Origin of the sequence: Spirosoma sordidisoli (assembly GCF_004138325.1) — a bacterium.
Taxonomy (GTDB): domain Bacteria; phylum Bacteroidota; class Bacteroidia; order Cytophagales; family Spirosomataceae; genus Spirosoma; species Spirosoma sordidisoli.
The window spans coordinates 424666-442264 of record NZ_SBLB01000001.1 but is presented as its reverse complement, the minus strand read 5'-3'; the positions used below and the strand labels follow the sequence as shown (position 1 = coordinate 442264).

General features: G+C 57.2%; 10 protein-coding genes. 3 read left to right on the top strand and 7 right to left on the bottom strand.

The features are described 5' to 3' along the window. Window positions 1-101: 101 nt before the first annotated feature. Complete coding sequence (locus EQG79_RS02120; RefSeq protein WP_129599618.1) at window positions 102-1568, bottom strand: hypothetical protein; 1467 nt, start codon at window positions 1566-1568, stop codon at window positions 102-104. Window positions 1569-1725: 157 nt separating this feature from the next. Between EQG79_RS02120 and rbsK the strand changes: the two genes are divergently transcribed. Genes rbsK through EQG79_RS02105 form a run of 3 tightly spaced genes read left to right on the top strand, consistent with a single transcriptional unit; the run spans window position 1726 to window position 5277 of the window. Further along, window positions 1726-2691 (top strand): ribokinase, encoded by a 966-nt coding sequence (gene rbsK / locus EQG79_RS02115; RefSeq protein WP_077923103.1) that lies wholly within the window; start codon window positions 1726-1728, stop codon window positions 2689-2691. 24 nt (window positions 2692-2715) lie between these two features. Next, window positions 2716-4272: an ADP-ribosylglycohydrolase family protein gene (locus EQG79_RS02110; RefSeq protein ID WP_129599616.1), complete on the top strand. Its 1557-nt coding sequence runs from the start codon at window positions 2716-2718 to the stop codon at window positions 4270-4272. Window positions 4273-4281: 9 nt separating this feature from the next. Continuing rightward, entirely contained in the window at window positions 4282-5277 is a 996-nt protein-coding gene (locus tag EQG79_RS02105; protein ID WP_129599614.1) for a GRP family sugar transporter, read from the top strand. A 70-nt stretch (window positions 5278-5347) separates the two neighbouring features. Here the strand turns inward: EQG79_RS02105 and EQG79_RS02100 are convergent, their stop codons facing one another. From EQG79_RS02100 to EQG79_RS02075, 6 genes are all read right to left on the bottom strand, one after another. Beyond that, window positions 5348-8059, bottom strand: a complete 2712-nt coding sequence (locus EQG79_RS02100; protein ID WP_129599612.1) for a glycosyl hydrolase family 95 catalytic domain-containing protein — start codon at window positions 8057-8059, stop codon at window positions 5348-5350. Between the two features lie 426 nt (window positions 8060-8485). Beyond that, window positions 8486-9868 (bottom strand): right-handed parallel beta-helix repeat-containing protein, encoded by a 1383-nt coding sequence (locus EQG79_RS02095; protein WP_129599610.1) that lies wholly within the window; start codon window positions 9866-9868, stop codon window positions 8486-8488. A gap of 30 nt (window positions 9869-9898) precedes the next feature. After that, on the bottom strand, window positions 9899-11347 hold the full coding sequence (locus EQG79_RS02090) for a DUF1501 domain-containing protein (RefSeq protein ID WP_129599608.1): 1449 nt from the start codon (window positions 11345-11347) through the stop codon (window positions 9899-9901). Between the two features lie 6 nt (window positions 11348-11353). Then, window positions 11354-14743, bottom strand: a complete 3390-nt coding sequence (locus EQG79_RS02085) for a DUF1553 domain-containing protein (protein ID WP_129599606.1) — start codon at window positions 14741-14743, stop codon at window positions 11354-11356. 16 nt (window positions 14744-14759) lie between these two features. After that, window positions 14760-16949 carry an alpha-galactosidase gene (locus EQG79_RS02080; RefSeq protein ID WP_077920076.1) on the bottom strand — a complete coding sequence of 730 codons (2190 nt, stop codon included), beginning with the start codon at window positions 16947-16949 and terminating at the stop codon, window positions 14760-14762. 52 nt (window positions 16950-17001) lie between these two features. Then, a complete protein-coding gene (locus tag EQG79_RS02075) occupies window positions 17002-17592 on the bottom strand; it encodes an RNA polymerase sigma factor (protein ID WP_129599604.1) in 591 nt (196 codons plus the stop codon). Between the last annotated feature and the right edge of the window lie 7 nt (window positions 17593-17599).

Below are 17599 nucleotides of genomic sequence, written 5' to 3'. Positions count from 1 at the left end.
TGTCATCCAATGATTAGGAACTATATAGCCGCGAACCCGTCTGGAAAAACCTGAAGGAGCTGTACGGGGAGTAGGTAATGTGAATAGAAGCAGACAGCGTTTCACCGGCGGATTATCCAGTCCCGTACGTCCAGATTGCGCAGCAGCTGCCGGTCGGCGGGGCTACCACTAAAGGTGTCGATCCGGTCCAGACTGCCCTTCGTCAGCCGACCGCTGAGCCACTGCCGAAGCAGGTCAGTCACCAGCTGCTCCCCCGCCGAAGCCTTGTTTTTCCGCTTCCGTTCTACCGACCTCAGGGCGTGGGTCAGGTAATCGGCGTTGCCGAGCCGGGCGTGCAGCAGCAGGTTCAGCAGCCGACTCTGGGTATAGAGTGTACCCGGCAACGAGCGAGCGGGCAGGGCCAGCACCCGGTTGAGCCGGTGCAGACCGGCCGACAGCTGACCCAGACCCAGGTTCAGCCGCACCAGCAACAGATCAAATTCGGTGCGGGTAGTCATGGGCAGCTGGCTTAGTTCGCGCTCGAAGCCGGCCGGGTCGGCCTGGTACGGCGCCAACAGGGCAACAGCATCGGTATAGTGCTGGGCATCGACCAGGCGTAGTAGCGAAAAATACAGCGCCAGGTACGGCACCAGGCGGTTAAGCCCCTGAACGGGGGTGTCGATCCGCCGAAGCCGGTCAATGAAATACGGCATGGCCTCGTACTGCTCCAGCAGGCGCAGGTCGGCCAGAATACCTTCCAGCAGCTGGACATAGTACAACGGCTGGTGGGTCCAGAGGGTGGGGTTTCGCGCAAACAGAGTCTCTAATTCCCGATACACCCGCAGGCTGCCCGCCCCGTCGCCAATCATCCGGAAGTAGGCCGACTGGAAATGCAGATGCTGCTGCAGCAGGGCGAACGATCGGCGGGAGGGCCCAGTGCGGGTCTGGCGATTCAATAGCTGGTATTCTTCCAGCAGCAAATCGTTAAGTCGGAGCGTATCGGCCGGGCTGCCCACAACCCCCCGGGCCTGGTAGCGAAACAGGAGCGTTTCGTACAGGGCCGCGTGCTGCAGGGCCGCCTGCGACTGGTCGAGCTGTTGCCGGATCTGGTCGTGCAGGCTGGCCAGAGCGGGCTCGTCGACCCCATCGAACTGCAGCCGCACCCACTGTTCGGCCTGCTGCCGGGCAGCCAGCACGGCATACAGGCCCCGCTCGTGCTGCTGGGCCAGTAGCCGGGCTTTTTCGAGCTGGTCTTGACTGGCCTGCACAAGCCCCCGCTCGTAGAGAATCTGGCTGTCGTGCAGCAGCTGGCCAATCCGCACCTCAACCCGCTGGTTCTGCTCAAACTGGCGGAGCCGCTGCATCACTACCCGGTACAGGTGCTTGCGGGCCGGCTCGAGGGTAGAGCCGGGAAACTGACGGTCCAGCTCAGCGGTCAACTCCTCGTTTAGCGTATCGTGCGCCAGCAGGCAGTCGAACAGGCGCAGAAAGCCTTTGTCGACCCCTGAACCGCCCGTTGTTAGCCGACAGTAGCGCTTCTCCGATTTTGTGAGCGAATGAATCAGCGGGTGTAAAACGTCGATAGTCATGTAGGATTAGCTGACAGATTCTGTAAACATACGTCTAAACGGCTCGTGTCGGTCATATTTTGCCGATGAAGTTGTAAGTAGGAATAGCTAAACGTAAAAAATCTGTTCTGATCAGGATGCTATTTTTTGGTAGGTTTGTTCAATAACATTCGCCACTATGTCTGCAACAGTTTTTGTCATTGGTAGCTCGAATACGGACATGGTCATCAAGGCCAGCAAATTACCGGCTCCCGGCGAAACGGTCATTGGCGGCACGTTCCTGATGAACCCCGGGGGGAAAGGAGCCAACCAGGCCGTAGCAGCCGCCCGTTTGGCGCTGATCTCGTCCGATACGGGTGCTTCACCTACCGTTACTTTCGTCGCCAACGTGGGCAACGACGTGTTTGGGAGGCAGGCACTCCAGCAATTCGAGCGGGAAGGCATCCGGAGTGAATTTATCTCGACCGACGCTGACGAGCCTTCCGGGGTGGCCCTGATTGGGGTCGACAGTCGGGGTGAAAACAGCATCATGGTGGCGTCAGGCGCCAACGCCCGGCTAGACCAGCATCAGGTGGCCAATGCCCTGGCGTCCATCAGCGAGCCGGCCAGTACGGTTATTCTGCTGCAGCTGGAAACGCCCCTGCCCACGGTGGAGTATGCCATCCGGCAGGGGTACGAGCGGGGCATGCGGGTGGTGCTGAATCCGGCCCCGGCTCAGGTGCTCGACCCGGCGGTGCTGGCCTGCCTCTATGCCATTACGCCCAATGAGACCGAAGCTGAACTGCTCACCAGCATCCGGGTTACCGACGAAACCACCGCCCGGCAGGCCGCGCAGCACCTCCACACGATGGGCGTGCCTAACGTTGTCATCACCCTCGGCGCGCGGGGTGCCTACGTATCGTCGGCGGGGAGCGATACCCCACCCGCTCTCCTGCCAGCTCCGCCCGTTACGGCCGTCGATACCACGGCTGCCGGCGACTGTTTCAACGGCGCGCTGGCCGTAGCCCTGGCCGAAGGAAAGGCATTGGCCGATGCCGTGGCCTTTGCCTGCAAAGCTGCCTCCATTTCCGTAACCCGGCTGGGGGCTCAGGCGTCGCTGCCCCACCGCCCCGAAGTAGATGCCATCCCCCTTGTACTTGCTTAACCTGTTATAAAGCGCCCTTACTCCATGAAAAAAATCTGTTTCCTGCTGCCCTTACTGACCCTGCTGGCACTGAGCCCCGGTCCCCAGCCGAAACGTACTGCGCCCGGCACGATAACCCTCTCTAAAGCCACCTTACAGGACAAAATCAAAGGCGGCTGGGCGGGTCAGGTCATTGGCTGCACCTTTGGCGGCCCGACCGAATTCAAGTTCAACGGCACCATGATCAACGACTACCAGCCCATTCCCTGGTACGATGGCTACATCAAAAAAACAATGATCGAGAACGTGGGCCTGTACGACGACCTTTACATGGATCTCACGTTTGTGGATGTATTCGAGAAGAAAGGTCTCGATGCTCCCGTCGCTGAACACGCCAACGCGTTTGCCCGGGCCGGTTATATGCTCTGGCACGCCAACCAGGTCGGTCGAAACAACATCCTGAGCGGCCTGAAAGCCCCCGACTCGGGCCACTGGCTCAACAATCCGCACGCCGACGATATTGACTTTCAGATTGAAGCCGATTTTTCGGGACTGATGGCCCCCGGTATGCCCAACACGGCTATTCAGATCGGCGATCCCATCGGCCACATCATGAACTACGGCGACGGCTGGTACGGTGGCGTGTTTGTGGGAGCCATGTACTCCCTGGCGTTTGTCAGCAATGACGTCAACTACATTGTCCGCGAAAGCCTGAAGACGATTCCACCGCAGAGCACCTTTTATCAGTGCATCAGCGACGTGATCAGCTGGCACCAGCAGTACCCCAACGACTGGAAACGGACCTGGTTCGAGATTCAGCGGAAATGGTCCGATGACGTGGGCTGCTCCGATGGCGTATTTGCAACGTTCAACATCGACGCCAAGGTGAACGCGGCTTACATTGCGCTGGGGCTACTCTACGGCCAGGGCGACTACACCAGGACCATGCAGATCAGCACCCGCGCCGGGCAGGATTCGGACTGCAACCCCTCGTCGGCGGGCGGTATTCTGGGCACCATGCTGGGCTACGACAACATACCCGCCTACTGGAAGCAGGGCCTGAAAGAAGCCGAAGACATCGATTTTAAATATACCACCCTGTCGCTCAACGATGTCTACAGCATTGGTATGAAACACGCCCTGCAGGTCATCGGGCGCAACGGCGGCAAGGTAGACGGCGAAACGGTTTCCATTACCCTGCAGACGCCCAAAACCGTGCGGCTCGAACAGGGCTTTACGGGCCATTTTCCCCTCGAAAAGCGGCCCATCAACAAACCCCTGGCCGACGAGTACACCACCACCTTCAACGGTATCGGCTATATTCTCAGCGGAGAGGTCCGGCCCAAGGGACAAACGGCTTCCTACCAGTACGAGAGCGATTTTGTAGCGCAGATGGAGGTGTATATCGACGGGAAAAAGCAGGAAACGGCCAGCCTGCCCGCCAGTTTCACCCGCCGTCGGTACGACCTGGCCTGGAAATACCAGCTGCCCGCCGGCAAGCACACCCTTCGGCTGAAGTGGCTCAACCCCACGCCAGACGTAAACCTGAGGCTGAATAACCTGCTCGTTTTCGGCGATAAACCCGTACTGGCCCGTTACTAATCCTGCCCTATGTTCATCATCGATACCTACGGCACGGCCGTACTCTTCTGCCTCATCACCATGCTGTGCTGGGGCTCCTGGGCCAATACCCAGAAACTGGCCGCCGGCACCTGGCGCTTTGAGTTGTTTTACTGGGATTACGTGCTGGGCATTGTTGCCCTGGCGCTGCTGTCGGCCCTGACGCTGGGCAGTATGGGCGAGGGAGGCCGCCCGTTTCTGGCCGATATCCGGCAGGCCGATCCCGCCAATATGGGGTCGGCGCTCTGGGGCGGGGTGCTATTCAACGCGGCCAATATTCTGCTGGGGGCAGCTATTGCCATTGCGGGCATGTCGGTCGCGTTTCCGGTGGGTATCGGGCTGGCGCTGGTTATCGGGGTGGTGGTCAACTACCTCAACGCACCGGTGGGCAATGCGGCTCTGTTGTTTGGCGGTATGGCCCTGATTGTGATCGCCATTCTGCTCAACGCCTTTGCCTACCGCCGGACAGCCACCCAAACCACCGGCCGCTCAACGAAAGGTCTGGCCCTGTCGGTGGTGGCGGGTTGTTTGATGGGCCTGTTCTACGGCAATGTGGCCCAGGCCATGTTTCCCGATTTTGCGGTGCCCCAGCCCGGTAAGCTTAGCCCGTATACGGCCGTCTTCTTTTTTGCCCTTGGTATTCTGCTCAGCAACCTGCTGTTCAACACCCTGCTGATGCGTCGCCCGTTCGTGGGTACGCCGGTCAGCTACGGCGATTATGTTCGAGGCACGGGCCGCGACCACCTGACCGGCGTGCTGGGCGGTATGATCTGGTGCCTGGGTATGCTGTTCAGCATCCTGGCGTCCGACAAAGCCGGGCCAGCCATCAGCTACGGGCTGGGGCAGGGGGCTACGGTGGTAGCGGCTCTTTGGGGCATCTACGTCTGGCGCGAGTTCCGGGCGGCTCCCAAAGGCGTGGGCGCCCTGCTCAACGCCATGCTCGTCTGCTACATCATCGGCCTTGGCCTGCTGATTGTGGCCCGCTAACGGAGGCTGGAGAAACAAAACCGGTTTAGCCAATCCATCAAACGTTTGGCGTAGCCAGCCCATCGCACAGTCAATGGGCGTAGATCACCTGCACCGTTAGGCCACTGCTTTCTCTGCCGGTTTCATCAACCGCCGTAACCCTCAGGGTGCCGTGTTTGGCGGCTTTCACGTCTGCCGCTACAAGCTCGGTGGTTGTTGCTCTGCAATTGGCTTGAATCAGGGTATAATCTGGTGAGTTGCCAACATGGCTGTAGATGTTGTAAGCAACAGCGTCGGGGCTTTTATCCCACCGGATAACGATTTTTTCACCCTGCTGCTCGTTGATATGCAGGTTCGACGGGTTGGCCACTTTGCTGGCAGCGGGTAGGCCCGTGATGGTAAAGACATCCCCCGCCTGGGTAGCAAACGCAATAAAATCCCGTTTTAGCGAGGTTATCGGCACCCTGTTTCCGGTAGCAGACTGTACAGTAGCCTGGTGGATGTTGGGATAGCGCAGTTGGCAGAGGCCACCTGCGTTGGATTTGATTGTGAATCTACGGGCCTGTCCATCCGTCCATTGAGCCGATACCTCAAAATTTCCCCGTGCCAGCAGACCCGAATAAGCACCGGTTTTCCACGCCTGCGGCAGGGCGGGTAGCAGATCGATAAACCCTTCATGACTTTGCAGGAGCATTTCGGCTACCCCTGCCGTTCCGCCAAAATTGCCGTCGATTTGAAAAGGGGGGTGGGTGTCCCATAAATTATTCAGCGTTCCTTTTTGCAGCAATGACCGGTACAAGGCGTAGGCTCTGTCGCCGTCTTTTGTTCGTGCCCACAGATTGAGTCTGAAGGCCATGCCCCAACCCGTTGCTTTATCGCCCCGTCCGTTTAAACTTGTTTTGGCCGCATCCAGCCAGGCGGGGGTCGTCGAGTTAATGAGCGTACCCGGATACAGACCAACCAACTGCGATGTATGGCGGTGCCTGGGGTCGCCGATTTCACCGTAGTAATTTTCTTCCCGGTATTCTTTAATCTGCCCCGACATGCCTATCAGAACCGGGTCAAGCCTGGGTAACTGAGCCTGAATGACAGCCAAAAAAGGCGTGGTATCGCCCAGTTCCTGAGCGGCTTTCAGCACGTCCCGATGGTTTTCGTAGATCATCTGCTGATCGAACGCAGTGCCCATTGTCTTATAATGCTCCTTCACTTTCTGCCATCGTTGCTCCGGAGAATAGGATGGATAGGTGAGGAGTACGCCCGCCGTATCGACCACTACCTTGGCCAGGAATTTAGACATGCCGAGCAGGGCCGGATAGGTGATGTTTTTCAGGATTTGTTTGTCGCCCGTAAACGCATAATAGTCCCAGAACAGTTTCGTCGTCATCGTGCCGGTGCCTGGCCCGGAATGAATACCCGGCTTTGAGATGGAATACGCACTTGCTCCGGTTCCGATGGTCCAGCCATTTTCGCCATCGCCCGCCACCAGCCTGTGGGGGTTGTTCCGTTTGAGGTAGTCCGTTGCTCCTTGCGTGGCGGCCCGGCGATAAGCCAGGTTGTAATCGGCAAACGACTGAAACAGCTCGGTCAGGTTAGTTGTAAAGACGGGCCAGTAATTCATCTGTATGTTGATATTGTGCCAGTAGCCCCCCGTCCAGGGCGTGATGTCGTACTGGCTCCAGATGCCCTGAAGATTAGGTGGTAACGTGCCGGGGCGGGACGAACAGATGAGCAGATATCGCCCATACTGAAAGTACAATTCTTCGAGGTACGGGTCAATGACGCCTGCTTTGTAGTTGTTCAACAGCGCGTCTGTTGTCAATGCCGACTCGTTTGCGCCCAAATTGACCGTGGCTCTATCGAACAACGCGCTGTACTCGTTTCGGTGAGACGCCAGTAACTGAGCGTACGTTTTGGCCGATGCTTTTTCCAGAATAGCCGTTACCCTGCGGTGGGGCGAGGTGGTGTCGGCTAACTTTTTGCTACTCGTATGTTCCTCAAAAATGGAACTGTCCAGTTTATAATTTGTGCCGACCGCCACCAGAATAAGGGCCGCATCGGCGCCGGTGACCACAATCTTCCCGTTATCACCGTCCGCATCCGTGATGGCTTTCAGCGTGCCGCCCGTTGGAATGACCCTGAATTGGCCTTCGAACCGAATATTGAGGTGTTCCAGCTTGCCCGATAAGGTGATGAGGTCGTTTTGGGCCGACACGCGGCCCACGCGTCCGTTGTTTTTGGAGGCCGGGCCAATTGGTTTTTTGTACGGAATTTCAGGCCGAACGGTAAACGACAGTTTATTTTTCTGGCTGGCCGTTAGCCGGATGGCGAGTACTTTATCCGGATAACTGGCTATGTATTCCCGCTCATACCTGACCCCGTCCTGTTCGTATTTTACCGTCGACACCGCATCGTTGAGCCGTAAGCTACGGCTGTACTTTTGGGGCGTTTTGTGGTTGAAGTCCAGGTACAGCTCGGCAAAATTAGTTAAGCCTACGCCACCGTAGAGACTTTTGGCGGCCATGCTGTTTTCGGTCAGTTGTATTCGTTCCGTTACCGTCCGGCCAAACAGCGAGGCTCCCATATAGCCGTTCCCAATCGGCAGCGACCAGTTTTCCCAGGCGGGGTCCAGCGGGGTGGCTTCTACCAGTGTCTGGGCATTGAGCGAATCCAAGTTCGTAATGGGCAGATTCGGCACGGGTTTGTCGTACCATAGCCGATAGTTTCTAAAGCGAGGTTTTTGGGCAATGCTAATCCCTGTCCACAAGCTGGCAACAACGAAAAAGAAGAGACGCACTTTTTTCATTCCAGATCGACTTTTGTTCGGTTTAGTAGCTGAAAAGCAGCAGGTGCTTCAGTCATCGACTTTGCTGCGTAATGGGCAGTCGGCAAGGCTCCCCGCTGGGTTAAGAGGTTGTTGGGGGAAGAGATTTGTCGACGTTAGTTGGCTCGATGGGCTGCCTTTGTACCCCCCAGCCCCCTAAAGGGGGAGCCCATTCGGCGCGGACGGCTCCCCCTTTAGGGGGCTGGGGGGCAAAAAGGTAGCGATTCGGGCTAGTGGAATTCACATCAACTCTTCCCCAAACAAGCTCTTAGGCCGGGCCGCCGTCGCGGGGCTGGGAGACGATGGCCGACTTACCCAGCCGGGTAGCGCCGGTGCTGAAAGGGTATAGGGCAGGCCTGAACCCGCCGAACCTTAGCAAACTGCCTGAGCCGCCTGAAGATCAGTGAACTACTGAACTTCATAGGCGCCACAATCGATGGCTCCCCCTTTGGGCCGCGCCACCCCTTTAATGTCTTTCGGGGAGAACAGCGTTTGGGTGCCGGCGTTGATGGCTGGGCTTCCACCCGCTAATGAAAAGTTAGCCACGGCTGCATTGGTCGACAGGTTGATAAACTGAGGGTCCATCACTTTATCATTGGACCCTTTTACCGCCGTGGTACCGCCAAAGTAGATATTGTAATCGTAGATAACGTTGGTGTTTTTGTTGTTTGAATTGCACTTTCCGCCGGGCTTCGCATAAACAACGTTGTTCATAATTCGTACATCGTTGCAGGTATTTGCATAGAGGTCGGCGTAGTCGACCATAATTTGGGCGTTGTTATAGGTCGTGTTGTTGATGATGTCGATGTGCGCTGCGTCGAACGCATGGATACCCGACCCCCCATTATTGAAACTGACATTGTTTTCAACCAACGTCCGACCCTTATACGGTTTATCCGTTGCGGTCGAATTGTATGGACGCAGGTTGACATCGATGATGATGCCGTTGCCATCCGAAAGCCGCGCGGGGGTGAGGCCAATCCAGGGTATGGTCGTTTTGTTGTTATAGCAGATGTTGTTTCGGACAATGTTTTTGTACCCGGTGTTGGCGTCGCTGTCAAACGGGGTCAGAATACTAATGCCGCTGCCGCCATACATCATATACCAGGCGTTGTTGTAAACCGTGTTTCCGTCAAATGTTATGTAATCAGTCTGAATGGCACTGAGACCGCCCCCCGGGAAATCGTGTATCTTACAGTTGCGGATGACTACGTGATGCGGAAACTTAGAATCCGTTCTTGGGCCTCCGATCGAAATGCCATTCATGTTATAGGTCGCATATCGGTCATTATTCGTTCCGCCCGCCTGTTTGTCATTATACGAAGCCAGGGCGTCGGCATAGGTCAGATTCTGGTTATTGCCCTGAAATTCGATGCCTTCCAGAACGAGGTAAGAGCCATTGATGCTTACCGCATTCCAGATGCTTCCGGAAAAGATGAATTTGGGGGCGTGCCCCGGATAGGCCTTGTAGGTAATGTACTTTCCTTCCGTTCCTGATTTTAGCAGTTGAATGGTGGTGGCGGGTATGTATGACCCGTTCATGATAAATACCGTGTCGCCGGGGGTGGCCAGTGCCTGCCCAGCCGTGATTGTTTTCAAGGGGGCATTGATGGAGGTACCCAGGTTGGCGTCGGAGCCGGTTGCCTCGGAGACATAATAACTCCGGGCGACTGCGGTTGCTGGGGGGCGCGCCGGAGCCACAATATCCTCTACGGCCTTCTGATCGCAGCCCAGTAGCGTTGTACTCAGCAGCAACAAGCCCAGCTGAATCAATCCAGTGTAGTAGTTCATAGACAGTTCGGTTCTAATAAGCGGTTGACGTTAGGCAAGAATAGGTTTCACGACTTTACCGGCCACATCGGTCAGGCGGTACCGGCGACCCTGGAATTTGAACGTCAGTTTCTCGTGGTCAAGACCCAGGAGGTGCAGCACCGTCGCCTGCAAATCGTGGACGTGAACGGGATCTTTGGTGATGTTGTAGCTAAACTCGTCGGTCTGGCCCAGCGTGAATCCTTTTTTGATACCGCCCCCGGCCAGCCAGACCGTGAAGCAGCGCGGGTGGTGATCACGACCGTAATTGTCTTTCGTCAGCTTGCCCTGCGAGTAGTTGGTCCGCCCGAATTCGCCCCCCCAGATGACCAGCGTATCGTCCAGCAAGCCGCGCTGTCTGAGGTCCTGGATCAGTGCTGCCGAGGCCTGATCTACCGACGAGGCCATGGTTTTGATGTCTTTGGGCAGGTTGAAATGCTGGTCCCAGCCCTGGTGGTAGAGCTGAATAAACCGCACGTCTTTCTCGGCCAGTTTTCGGGCCAGCAGGCAGTTGGCGGCAAACGTACCGGGGATGCGGCTTTCGGGGCCGTACATATCGAAAATATAACCGGGTTCGCTGGCGATGTCGAGGGTTTCGGGTACCGACGCCTGCATCCGGTAGGCCATTTCGTACTGCTGCACCCGGTTGTTGATTTCGGGATCGAGCACGTGTCTGTACTGATCCTGACTTAGCCTGGCCAGCGTATTCAGCATGTTCCGGCGCGAGGTTTTGTCGATACCCGCCGGATTGTTAAGGTAAAAAATCGGGTCTGGCCCCGACCGGAAAATGACACCCTGATGCGTGGAGGGCAGAAATCCATTGCTCCACAGCTTGGCGTACAGGGGTTGATCGCCGGCGCGACCTTTGGACAGCAGTACCACGAAGGCGGGCATGTTTTTGTTCTCGGAACCCAGGCCGTAACTCATCCAGGAACCCATAGACGGGCGTCCGCCAATCTGGTTGCCGGTCTGGATAAACGTCACCGCCGGATCGTGGTTGATGTGCTCGGTGTACATCGACTTGATGAACGTGACGTCGTCCACGATTTTGGTATGGTGCGGCAGCAGTTCGCTGACCCACGCCCGGCTCCGGCCATACTGCGCAAATTTAAAGAGTGAGGCCGCCAGCGGAAACGAGCTTTGCCCCGCCGACATACCCGTGAGCCGTTGCCCGTTCCGCACCGATTCGGGCAGGTTCTGACCCCACATGGTTTCGAGTTTGGGCTTGTAATCGAAGGTTTCGAGTTGCGAGGGCGCCCCGCTCTGGAACAGGTAGATGACCCGCTTTATTTTTGGCGCAAAGTGAGGCCCGCCCGTACCGCTGGGCTGATCGGCCGATGCCAGCGTCTGCCGGGGTAGTAACGACGCCAGCGCAGCGGCCCCAACGCCCAGACCCGCCTGACCCAGAAAATTCCGGCGGCTGAACTGGTCATGAATCTGATGTTCTAGATCTGTTTGCATGGTGGGTCAGCGTTTTACCAGGGCTTCGTCGTAATTCAGGATAGTCGTTGCGACCACCGTATAGGCAGCTACTTCAGCGGGGGCAAGCGAGGCATCGCGGGAAAACTCCCCAGCCTTGAGCAGCGACTCGGCCCGGCTTTTTTCGGTCAGAAAACCGGCGTACTCCGTGTTGTACAGTTGCCGGAGCAGGGCCAGTTCGGTTGGTCGAGGTCGTCGGGATAGGGCAGCCTGAAAAAAGTAATTGATCCGTTGGTCGAGCGTTCGGGTACGTTTTATGGTTCGCTCGGCCAGCACGCGGGCGGCTTCCACAAACTGCGGGTCGTTTAGCGTTACCAAAGCCTGCAAGGGGGTAGCGGTTTTCTGCCGCCGGACCGTACACAAGGCCCGGTCGGGCGCGTCGAAGTTGAGCATCATGGGTGGCGGTGAGGTTCGTTTCCAGATCGTATACATGCTCCGCCGGTACAAACTATCGCCCTGGCTCTGGCGGTAGCTGACGGTGTTCCGGGTAGCCAGGGCCTCCCAGATGCCTGCGGGTTGATAGGGATACACGCTCGGCCCGCCAATGTCACGCACCAGCAAGCCGCTGGCAGCCAGTGCATTGTCGCGCACCTGCTCGGCGGCATAGCGATAACTCGATCCTCGGGCCAGCCACTTGTTGTCCGGGTCAGCTTCGATCTGCTCTTTGGTGGCCACGGACGATTGCCGGTAGGTGGCCGACGTGACCATCCGCCGGATGAATGTTTTGACATCCCAGCCGTTTACTCCATCGTGCCTGAACTGCACCGCCAGCCAGTCCAGTAGTTCAGGGTGGGAGGGGAGCTCGCCCTGATTGCCAAAGTCCTCCTGTGTTTTTACCAGCCCGTTGCCAAAATACTGCTGCCAGAACCGATTCACCATCACCCGCGCAAACAACGGATTCGATTCATCGAGCAGCCATTTCGCCAGTCCGAGCCGGTTGCGCGGGTAATTGGCCGGTAGCTTGCCCAGTTTACCGGGGGTTTCGGCCATGACGGGCTCGCCGGGCGCATCGAATACCCCGCGTTTCAGAATAAACGTTTGGCGGCTCTGGCTGACGGGCAGTTCCTGCATGGTCATCACCTCCGGCACGTCGGTCAGCAACGCAACCTCTTTGCCGCGCCAGTCGGCCAGTTGCCGGCGGTACTCCGCAGCGGTCGAGTCGCTGGTCAGCAGGTAGTGCTCCAGGAGTTGCTGATGCTGGACAGGCGACCGTGTTGAACGGGCCAGCAGGCCCGGAACCAGATTGGCCGGTTGGCCTCCGGTGGTGACCGCCAGCGACTGCACCTCCAGGGCCGATAGCTGGCGGTTGTAAATCCGCAACTCATCTACAGCCACGTTCCGCAGCGTTTTTTCCCGCTGCTCATTGCCAATCTCGAAAATGGGGAGTTTGTCCGATTTGTTGGTGCCAAAGGGGCCATGCAACAGGCCTTTGGTCAGGTTGTCGGTGATGAGCTCGCAGGGGGCCGGGCGGCCGTTGATGAACAGCCGAACGCCACTGGCTTTGCCGTTGCCGGTGTAGGTCAGGGTGAGGTGTTGCCAGGACCGCAGCGGTAGTTTCTGACGGGTTCGCAGCTCAATACAATTGGCGGGCCAGACGTAGCTGAGCAGCACCCGCAGCGTTCCGTCGGCATTCAGCCGGACGCCATAGCCCCGGTAGCCTTCGTTTTCGTAGTTAGACCGGCGGAACAGGGCGCCCTCCGCACCGGCCTGCTTCACGTTGGCCCAGATACTCACCGAAAACGGCTGGTTTCGCTCAAAGTTCAGCCCCTTCCCGAATCGTTTGGCTGGTTCCAGCAAGCGGCCATCGACCTGGTCTACGCCCGCGAGGGTAATGCCAACGCCACAATCGCCCTGGAGCAACAGGCCTTTCCCCACTTTTCCGGGCGTGGGCAGGGGCTTGCGTTCCTTGTCGCCACTGACGTAAGCCTCAACGGCAAAGCCCGTTGCATTGGCGTAGCTGTCGTTACCTGATTCCTCAAACGGCAGATGCACCAGCAGCCCCTGTGTCAGCGTTGAGGCTGGTTTGGGGTTACGGGCCCAGCGGGCAAAAGCGGGTTGGTAGATGGCAGGATTGAGTTTTGGTTCAAGGATTTTCAGATGGGTGTGGATATAGCGGACGGTTTTTTCTACTTCGGCAGTAGGCAGCATGACGGTCGGGCAGGCTTCGCCGTTGTGGGTGATCTGGCCGGTCTCTTTGTTCTGGTTAAAAAACGCAAACAGCGAATAATAATCCTTTGCCAGAATGGGGTCGTATTTGTGATCGTGGCAGCGGGCGCATTCAAACGTCAGCCCCAGCATGGCTTTGCCAAATGTATTGGTGCGGTCGGCCACGTATTCGATGCGGTATTCTTCGGGCACAATGCCGTTTTCGCCACTCTGCGCGTGCTGCCGGTTGAACGACGTAGCCACCAGCCGGTCGCGCCGAACGGCGGGTGTTGCCGGGCCGGGAATCAGATCGCCCGCCAGTTGCTCGGTAATAAACTCGTTGAAGGGTTTGTTCTGGTTAAACGCCCGGATCACCCAGTCGCGGTAGGGGTAAGCATTGCGCATGGGGTCGTCCTGATAGCCCTGCGAGTCGGCAAAGCGGGCCAGATCGAGCCAGCTAACGGCCTGTTGCTCGCCGAAATGAGGAGAAGCCAGCAGTTTATCCACCACGCGTTCGTAGGCATCGGGCCGGGTATCGTTTCGGAAAGCGTCAACTTCGGCGGGCGTTGGCGGCAGGCCGGTCAGGTCCATGTATACCCGCCGGAGCAGCGTCGTTTTGTCGGCTTCGGGCGAGGGCTTCAGGCCGCGCCGGACCGCCGGACCGTCGTTCATTTTATCGAGGACAAAGCGGTCAATATCGTTACGGACCCAGCGCGTTTGTTCATCATCGGTCAGGCCCCAGCGCGCCCAGAAACTATTACCGACGCGGGGCACGCCGGGCGTTTCGATGGGCACCAGCGACCAGTGTTCTTTGTACCTGGCGCCCTGCTGCACCCACTTCACCAGAATGGCCTTTTCTTCGTCGGTCAGGGTCAGGTTAGATTGGGGCGTGGGCATCACGTCATCGGGGTCGTGGCTCAGGATGCGTTTGACGAGTTCGCTCTTACCAATATTGCCCGGCACAATGGCCGCCACTCCGCTTTCCAGCGTTTTGGTAGCGCCTTCGTAGGTAGCCAGCTGCAGCCCTGCTTCGAGCTTGTTTTTGTCGGGGCCGTGGCATTTGAAACAGCGATCCGAGATAATGGGCTTGACGTGCAGATTATAATCGACCGATTCGGGCAGTTTATCGGCCAGTGACTGAATTTCCTGGGGCACCTCCGCCGAGTCGGAGCACGACATCAGCAGGCAGCCGGTCAGAAGTGTACACCAGGATAGCAGACGGATAGGTTTCATGGCCGTTTATCGATTTTTACTGCAACACCTTGTAGCGAAAGAGAGCAAAACTGTTCGGCGCGGGTAAGGACAGCGACAGGCTTCCATGCTCTCCCACAGCCGTTTCGGTTGCTTTTCCGGCACCGGCCACGGGTTGTAGCCTGACCCGTTTGCCAGCGGGTAACCAGGTCCGGATCGCTTGCTGACCCGCGGGCGAGTTTTCCCGGAATACCAGGAGAAAACCTTCGCTCGCCGAAACCACCGACTGAAAACCCGTCCAGCTTTTCCCGCTGGGTTCACTCCCAATCGGAAAAATCTGCCCGCCATGAAGCTGCGGCTGAATAGCCCGGTAGGTCTGGATCAGCTTGCCCGTTTGGAAAGCCTCGGCGGGCAGGCCCGTAGCCTCGAACCACGCCAGCGGCTGAGCCATCATGGTGATGGCAAACAGGTAATCGAAGGTGTAGTTGGCGGGTGCGAATCGGTCGTTTGCCGGGTATTTGTCGGTATTACGCCATTTGTTCAGAAACTCGATCTGCAAACTCTGGGCTGGCACATATTTCGACAGATTCCACAGGTTGCGGAGTGTCCAGTAGGGGTAATAATTGGTCCAGTCGGTGTACCGGTTTTCCAGAAACAGGTTGCCGTATTCATTCATGAAGTGATACCCGTTGCGCCGACCGGCGGTAACGTCCATGTTGAACACCACCTGGTAATTGGTGCCAGCCATCACCGTATCGAGAAACCGGCGAAAATTGACCTCGGCCGTTTTGTCGGGTATCTGAACCAGATCAATTTTAAACGTCCGAATGCCGTACTGCTTATACAGCCCAATCAGCGTCTGTGCGTCTTTATCCCAATGATGAAAACTGCTGTCGGGGCTGGGGCTGAACCACAGGCCCAGTTCGATGTTCAGCTTTCTGGCCGCGTCGATCACGGGTTTTAGGCCGTTGGGAAAGCGGTCGGGATCGGGTTTCCAGTAATTGGGGTTTTTCCAGATGTTCTCGCTGCTGCCTCCCGGGGTAGCCGAATTCATCGACTTACCCAGCTCCCAGCCGTCGTCGATCTGAAACCGGGTTATACCCAGTTCAGCGGCCCTGTTCAATTCGGTGATGATGAATTGTTCCCTGATCCTGGTGTCTTTGTTGCGGTCGCCCCAGGTATTCATCATGATCATCTCGTCGCGGTCGGGCCGGCGCGGGTGTCTGGCATCCTGATAGCTACGTAGTGTTTGCAATCCCTCAAGCTCTGTCGGACCGCCCAACCCAAGCGTATAGCCGTAGCCCCGTACCCATTCCGATACCGAAAGGTCGGTTGGCAACATACCGGCGCCTACCGTTTGAACACTCCCGGTTTTTACCAGAAAATCGAAGCCCGGATTGGCCAGCTGCACCGCCGATACGGGGGCTTCTTTCAGCACAAAAAACGACGCATCGGTGAGGTTATCCGTCAGCCAGAGCAGATTGCCTTTCAGGTATCCCGGCTGTCGGTACAGGTTGTAGCTGACCTCCGTAACCAGCGTGTTGTTGCGGTCGGTCATGTCGGTGAATTCAACCGCCCGCCCCCGCCAGTGGTTGCCTGCCAGCGCCAGTCTGTCCATTGCCGGCACCGTCGCATTGAATTTATTCAGGTCGTTTTGCGACTCAATATTTTTGAAATCCATCCCCGACCCAGCCTCTCTGGCGGTCTGAAGCCACTCGGCCGAGGCTTTTCCGCGCAGGTAAAACGTACAATTGATCGCAGCGATGCCCGGATAAATCCGAAAAACCCGTCGCACGGCCAGCGTGCCCAGCTGGGTAGTTACGTTCACCTCCAGATGGTCGGCCTGGTTGGGCTGGCCCAAAATCTGTTTTGTCTCGAAGATCCCCTGGCCTTCGGTCGAAGTGTGGCCGGGAAACGCACAGTCGGGCTCGCGGCTAAGCCAGGTCCAAGTTTTCTTTTGCTTTTTGTCGGTCAGGCTTAGGGTAATCAGATGGCCGTTATTCCAGCGATAGTGCCGGGCAATCCTGTCGTTTTCGATCACCAATGTATCCTGGCGGAGGCTGGCCCTGCAGGGTTGTAATTGGTTTGGCAGCGCACCGGTAGAGGGGGCCGACTGGCCACGGATAGTGCCCGAAAAAAGTACAAGCAACGGCAGTGAGATGAACAGCAATACAGGATTGATCCGGCCAACCGAATGGGCAGATGACTTGGGCGGTAACAGGGCTATGGGTATACGGCTGAGCCTCATTGAGCATCGCTGATTAACAGATAGTAGCATGTGGGCAGGTTTGTTATTCGCGTCAAAAGCCGAAAAAAGCCTGGTGCTTACTGTACGGCTTAACCTGTCCCCGCAGTGTTTTCAACGCCACATGAACGGTGTTATAAACGCTCTTTATGGATAGATTCATGACTTCGGCCGCCTGCGGATAGGTCAGCCCCTGCAGGTAAACCAAATGCAGAATTTCTTTCTGACGCTTTGGCAACCGGTTCATCGCTGTTTCCAAAACCCGCTGCTGGTGCGCTACCACCTGCTCGTCAATCAGCAAACTTTCATACGAATGGGTCAGAAATGCTGGCCTGTCCAGCAGACACGGGCTCGATTCCAGCCGGTTCAGGCGTTCAACCGATTCGGCCAGCCGACGGCGTAATGCGCGGCAGAGATAATAGCGGATATTATCGGTGTAGCCAAGTCTGGATCTGTTTTCGTGAATGTGTAAAAACAGCTCGTGGAGACAGTCTTCTACCAGTTCTTTGTGGCGAACCAGCCTGTACCCATAGCTGTACAGATCGGCGGCAAACGATCGGTACAGCTGCGAAAAAGCGCCCGGGCTTCCCGTCCGAAACCGGTCCCACAGCTGACTATGCTCCGTGGGGGTAAATTGATCTGCCATAGGGTTG

Coding starts and splice junctions, on each gene's coding strand:
- EQG79_RS02075 (WP_129599604.1), bottom strand. CDS start 17,592: ATGGCAGATCAATTTACCCCCACGGAGCATAGTCAGCTGTGGGACCGG.
- EQG79_RS02110 (WP_129599616.1), top strand. CDS start 2,716: ATGAAAAAAATCTGTTTCCTGCTGCCCTTACTGACCCTGCTGGCACTG.
- EQG79_RS02100 (WP_129599612.1), bottom strand. CDS start 8,059: ATGAAAAAAGTGCGTCTCTTCTTTTTCGTTGTTGCCAGCTTGTGGACA.
- EQG79_RS02090 (WP_129599608.1), bottom strand. CDS start 11,347: ATGCAAACAGATCTAGAACATCAGATTCATGACCAGTTCAGCCGCCGG.
- rbsK (WP_077923103.1), top strand. CDS start 1,726: ATGTCTGCAACAGTTTTTGTCATTGGTAGCTCGAATACGGACATGGTC.
- EQG79_RS02080 (WP_077920076.1), bottom strand. CDS start 16,949: ATGAGGCTCAGCCGTATACCCATAGCCCTGTTACCGCCCAAGTCATCT.
- EQG79_RS02105 (WP_129599614.1), top strand. CDS start 4,282: ATGTTCATCATCGATACCTACGGCACGGCCGTACTCTTCTGCCTCATC.
- EQG79_RS02120 (WP_129599618.1), bottom strand. CDS start 1,568: ATGACTATCGACGTTTTACACCCGCTGATTCATTCGCTCACAAAATCG.
- EQG79_RS02085 (WP_129599606.1), bottom strand. CDS start 14,743: ATGAAACCTATCCGTCTGCTATCCTGGTGTACACTTCTGACCGGCTGC.
- EQG79_RS02095 (WP_129599610.1), bottom strand. CDS start 9,868: ATGAACTACTACACTGGATTGATTCAGCTGGGCTTGTTGCTGCTGAGT.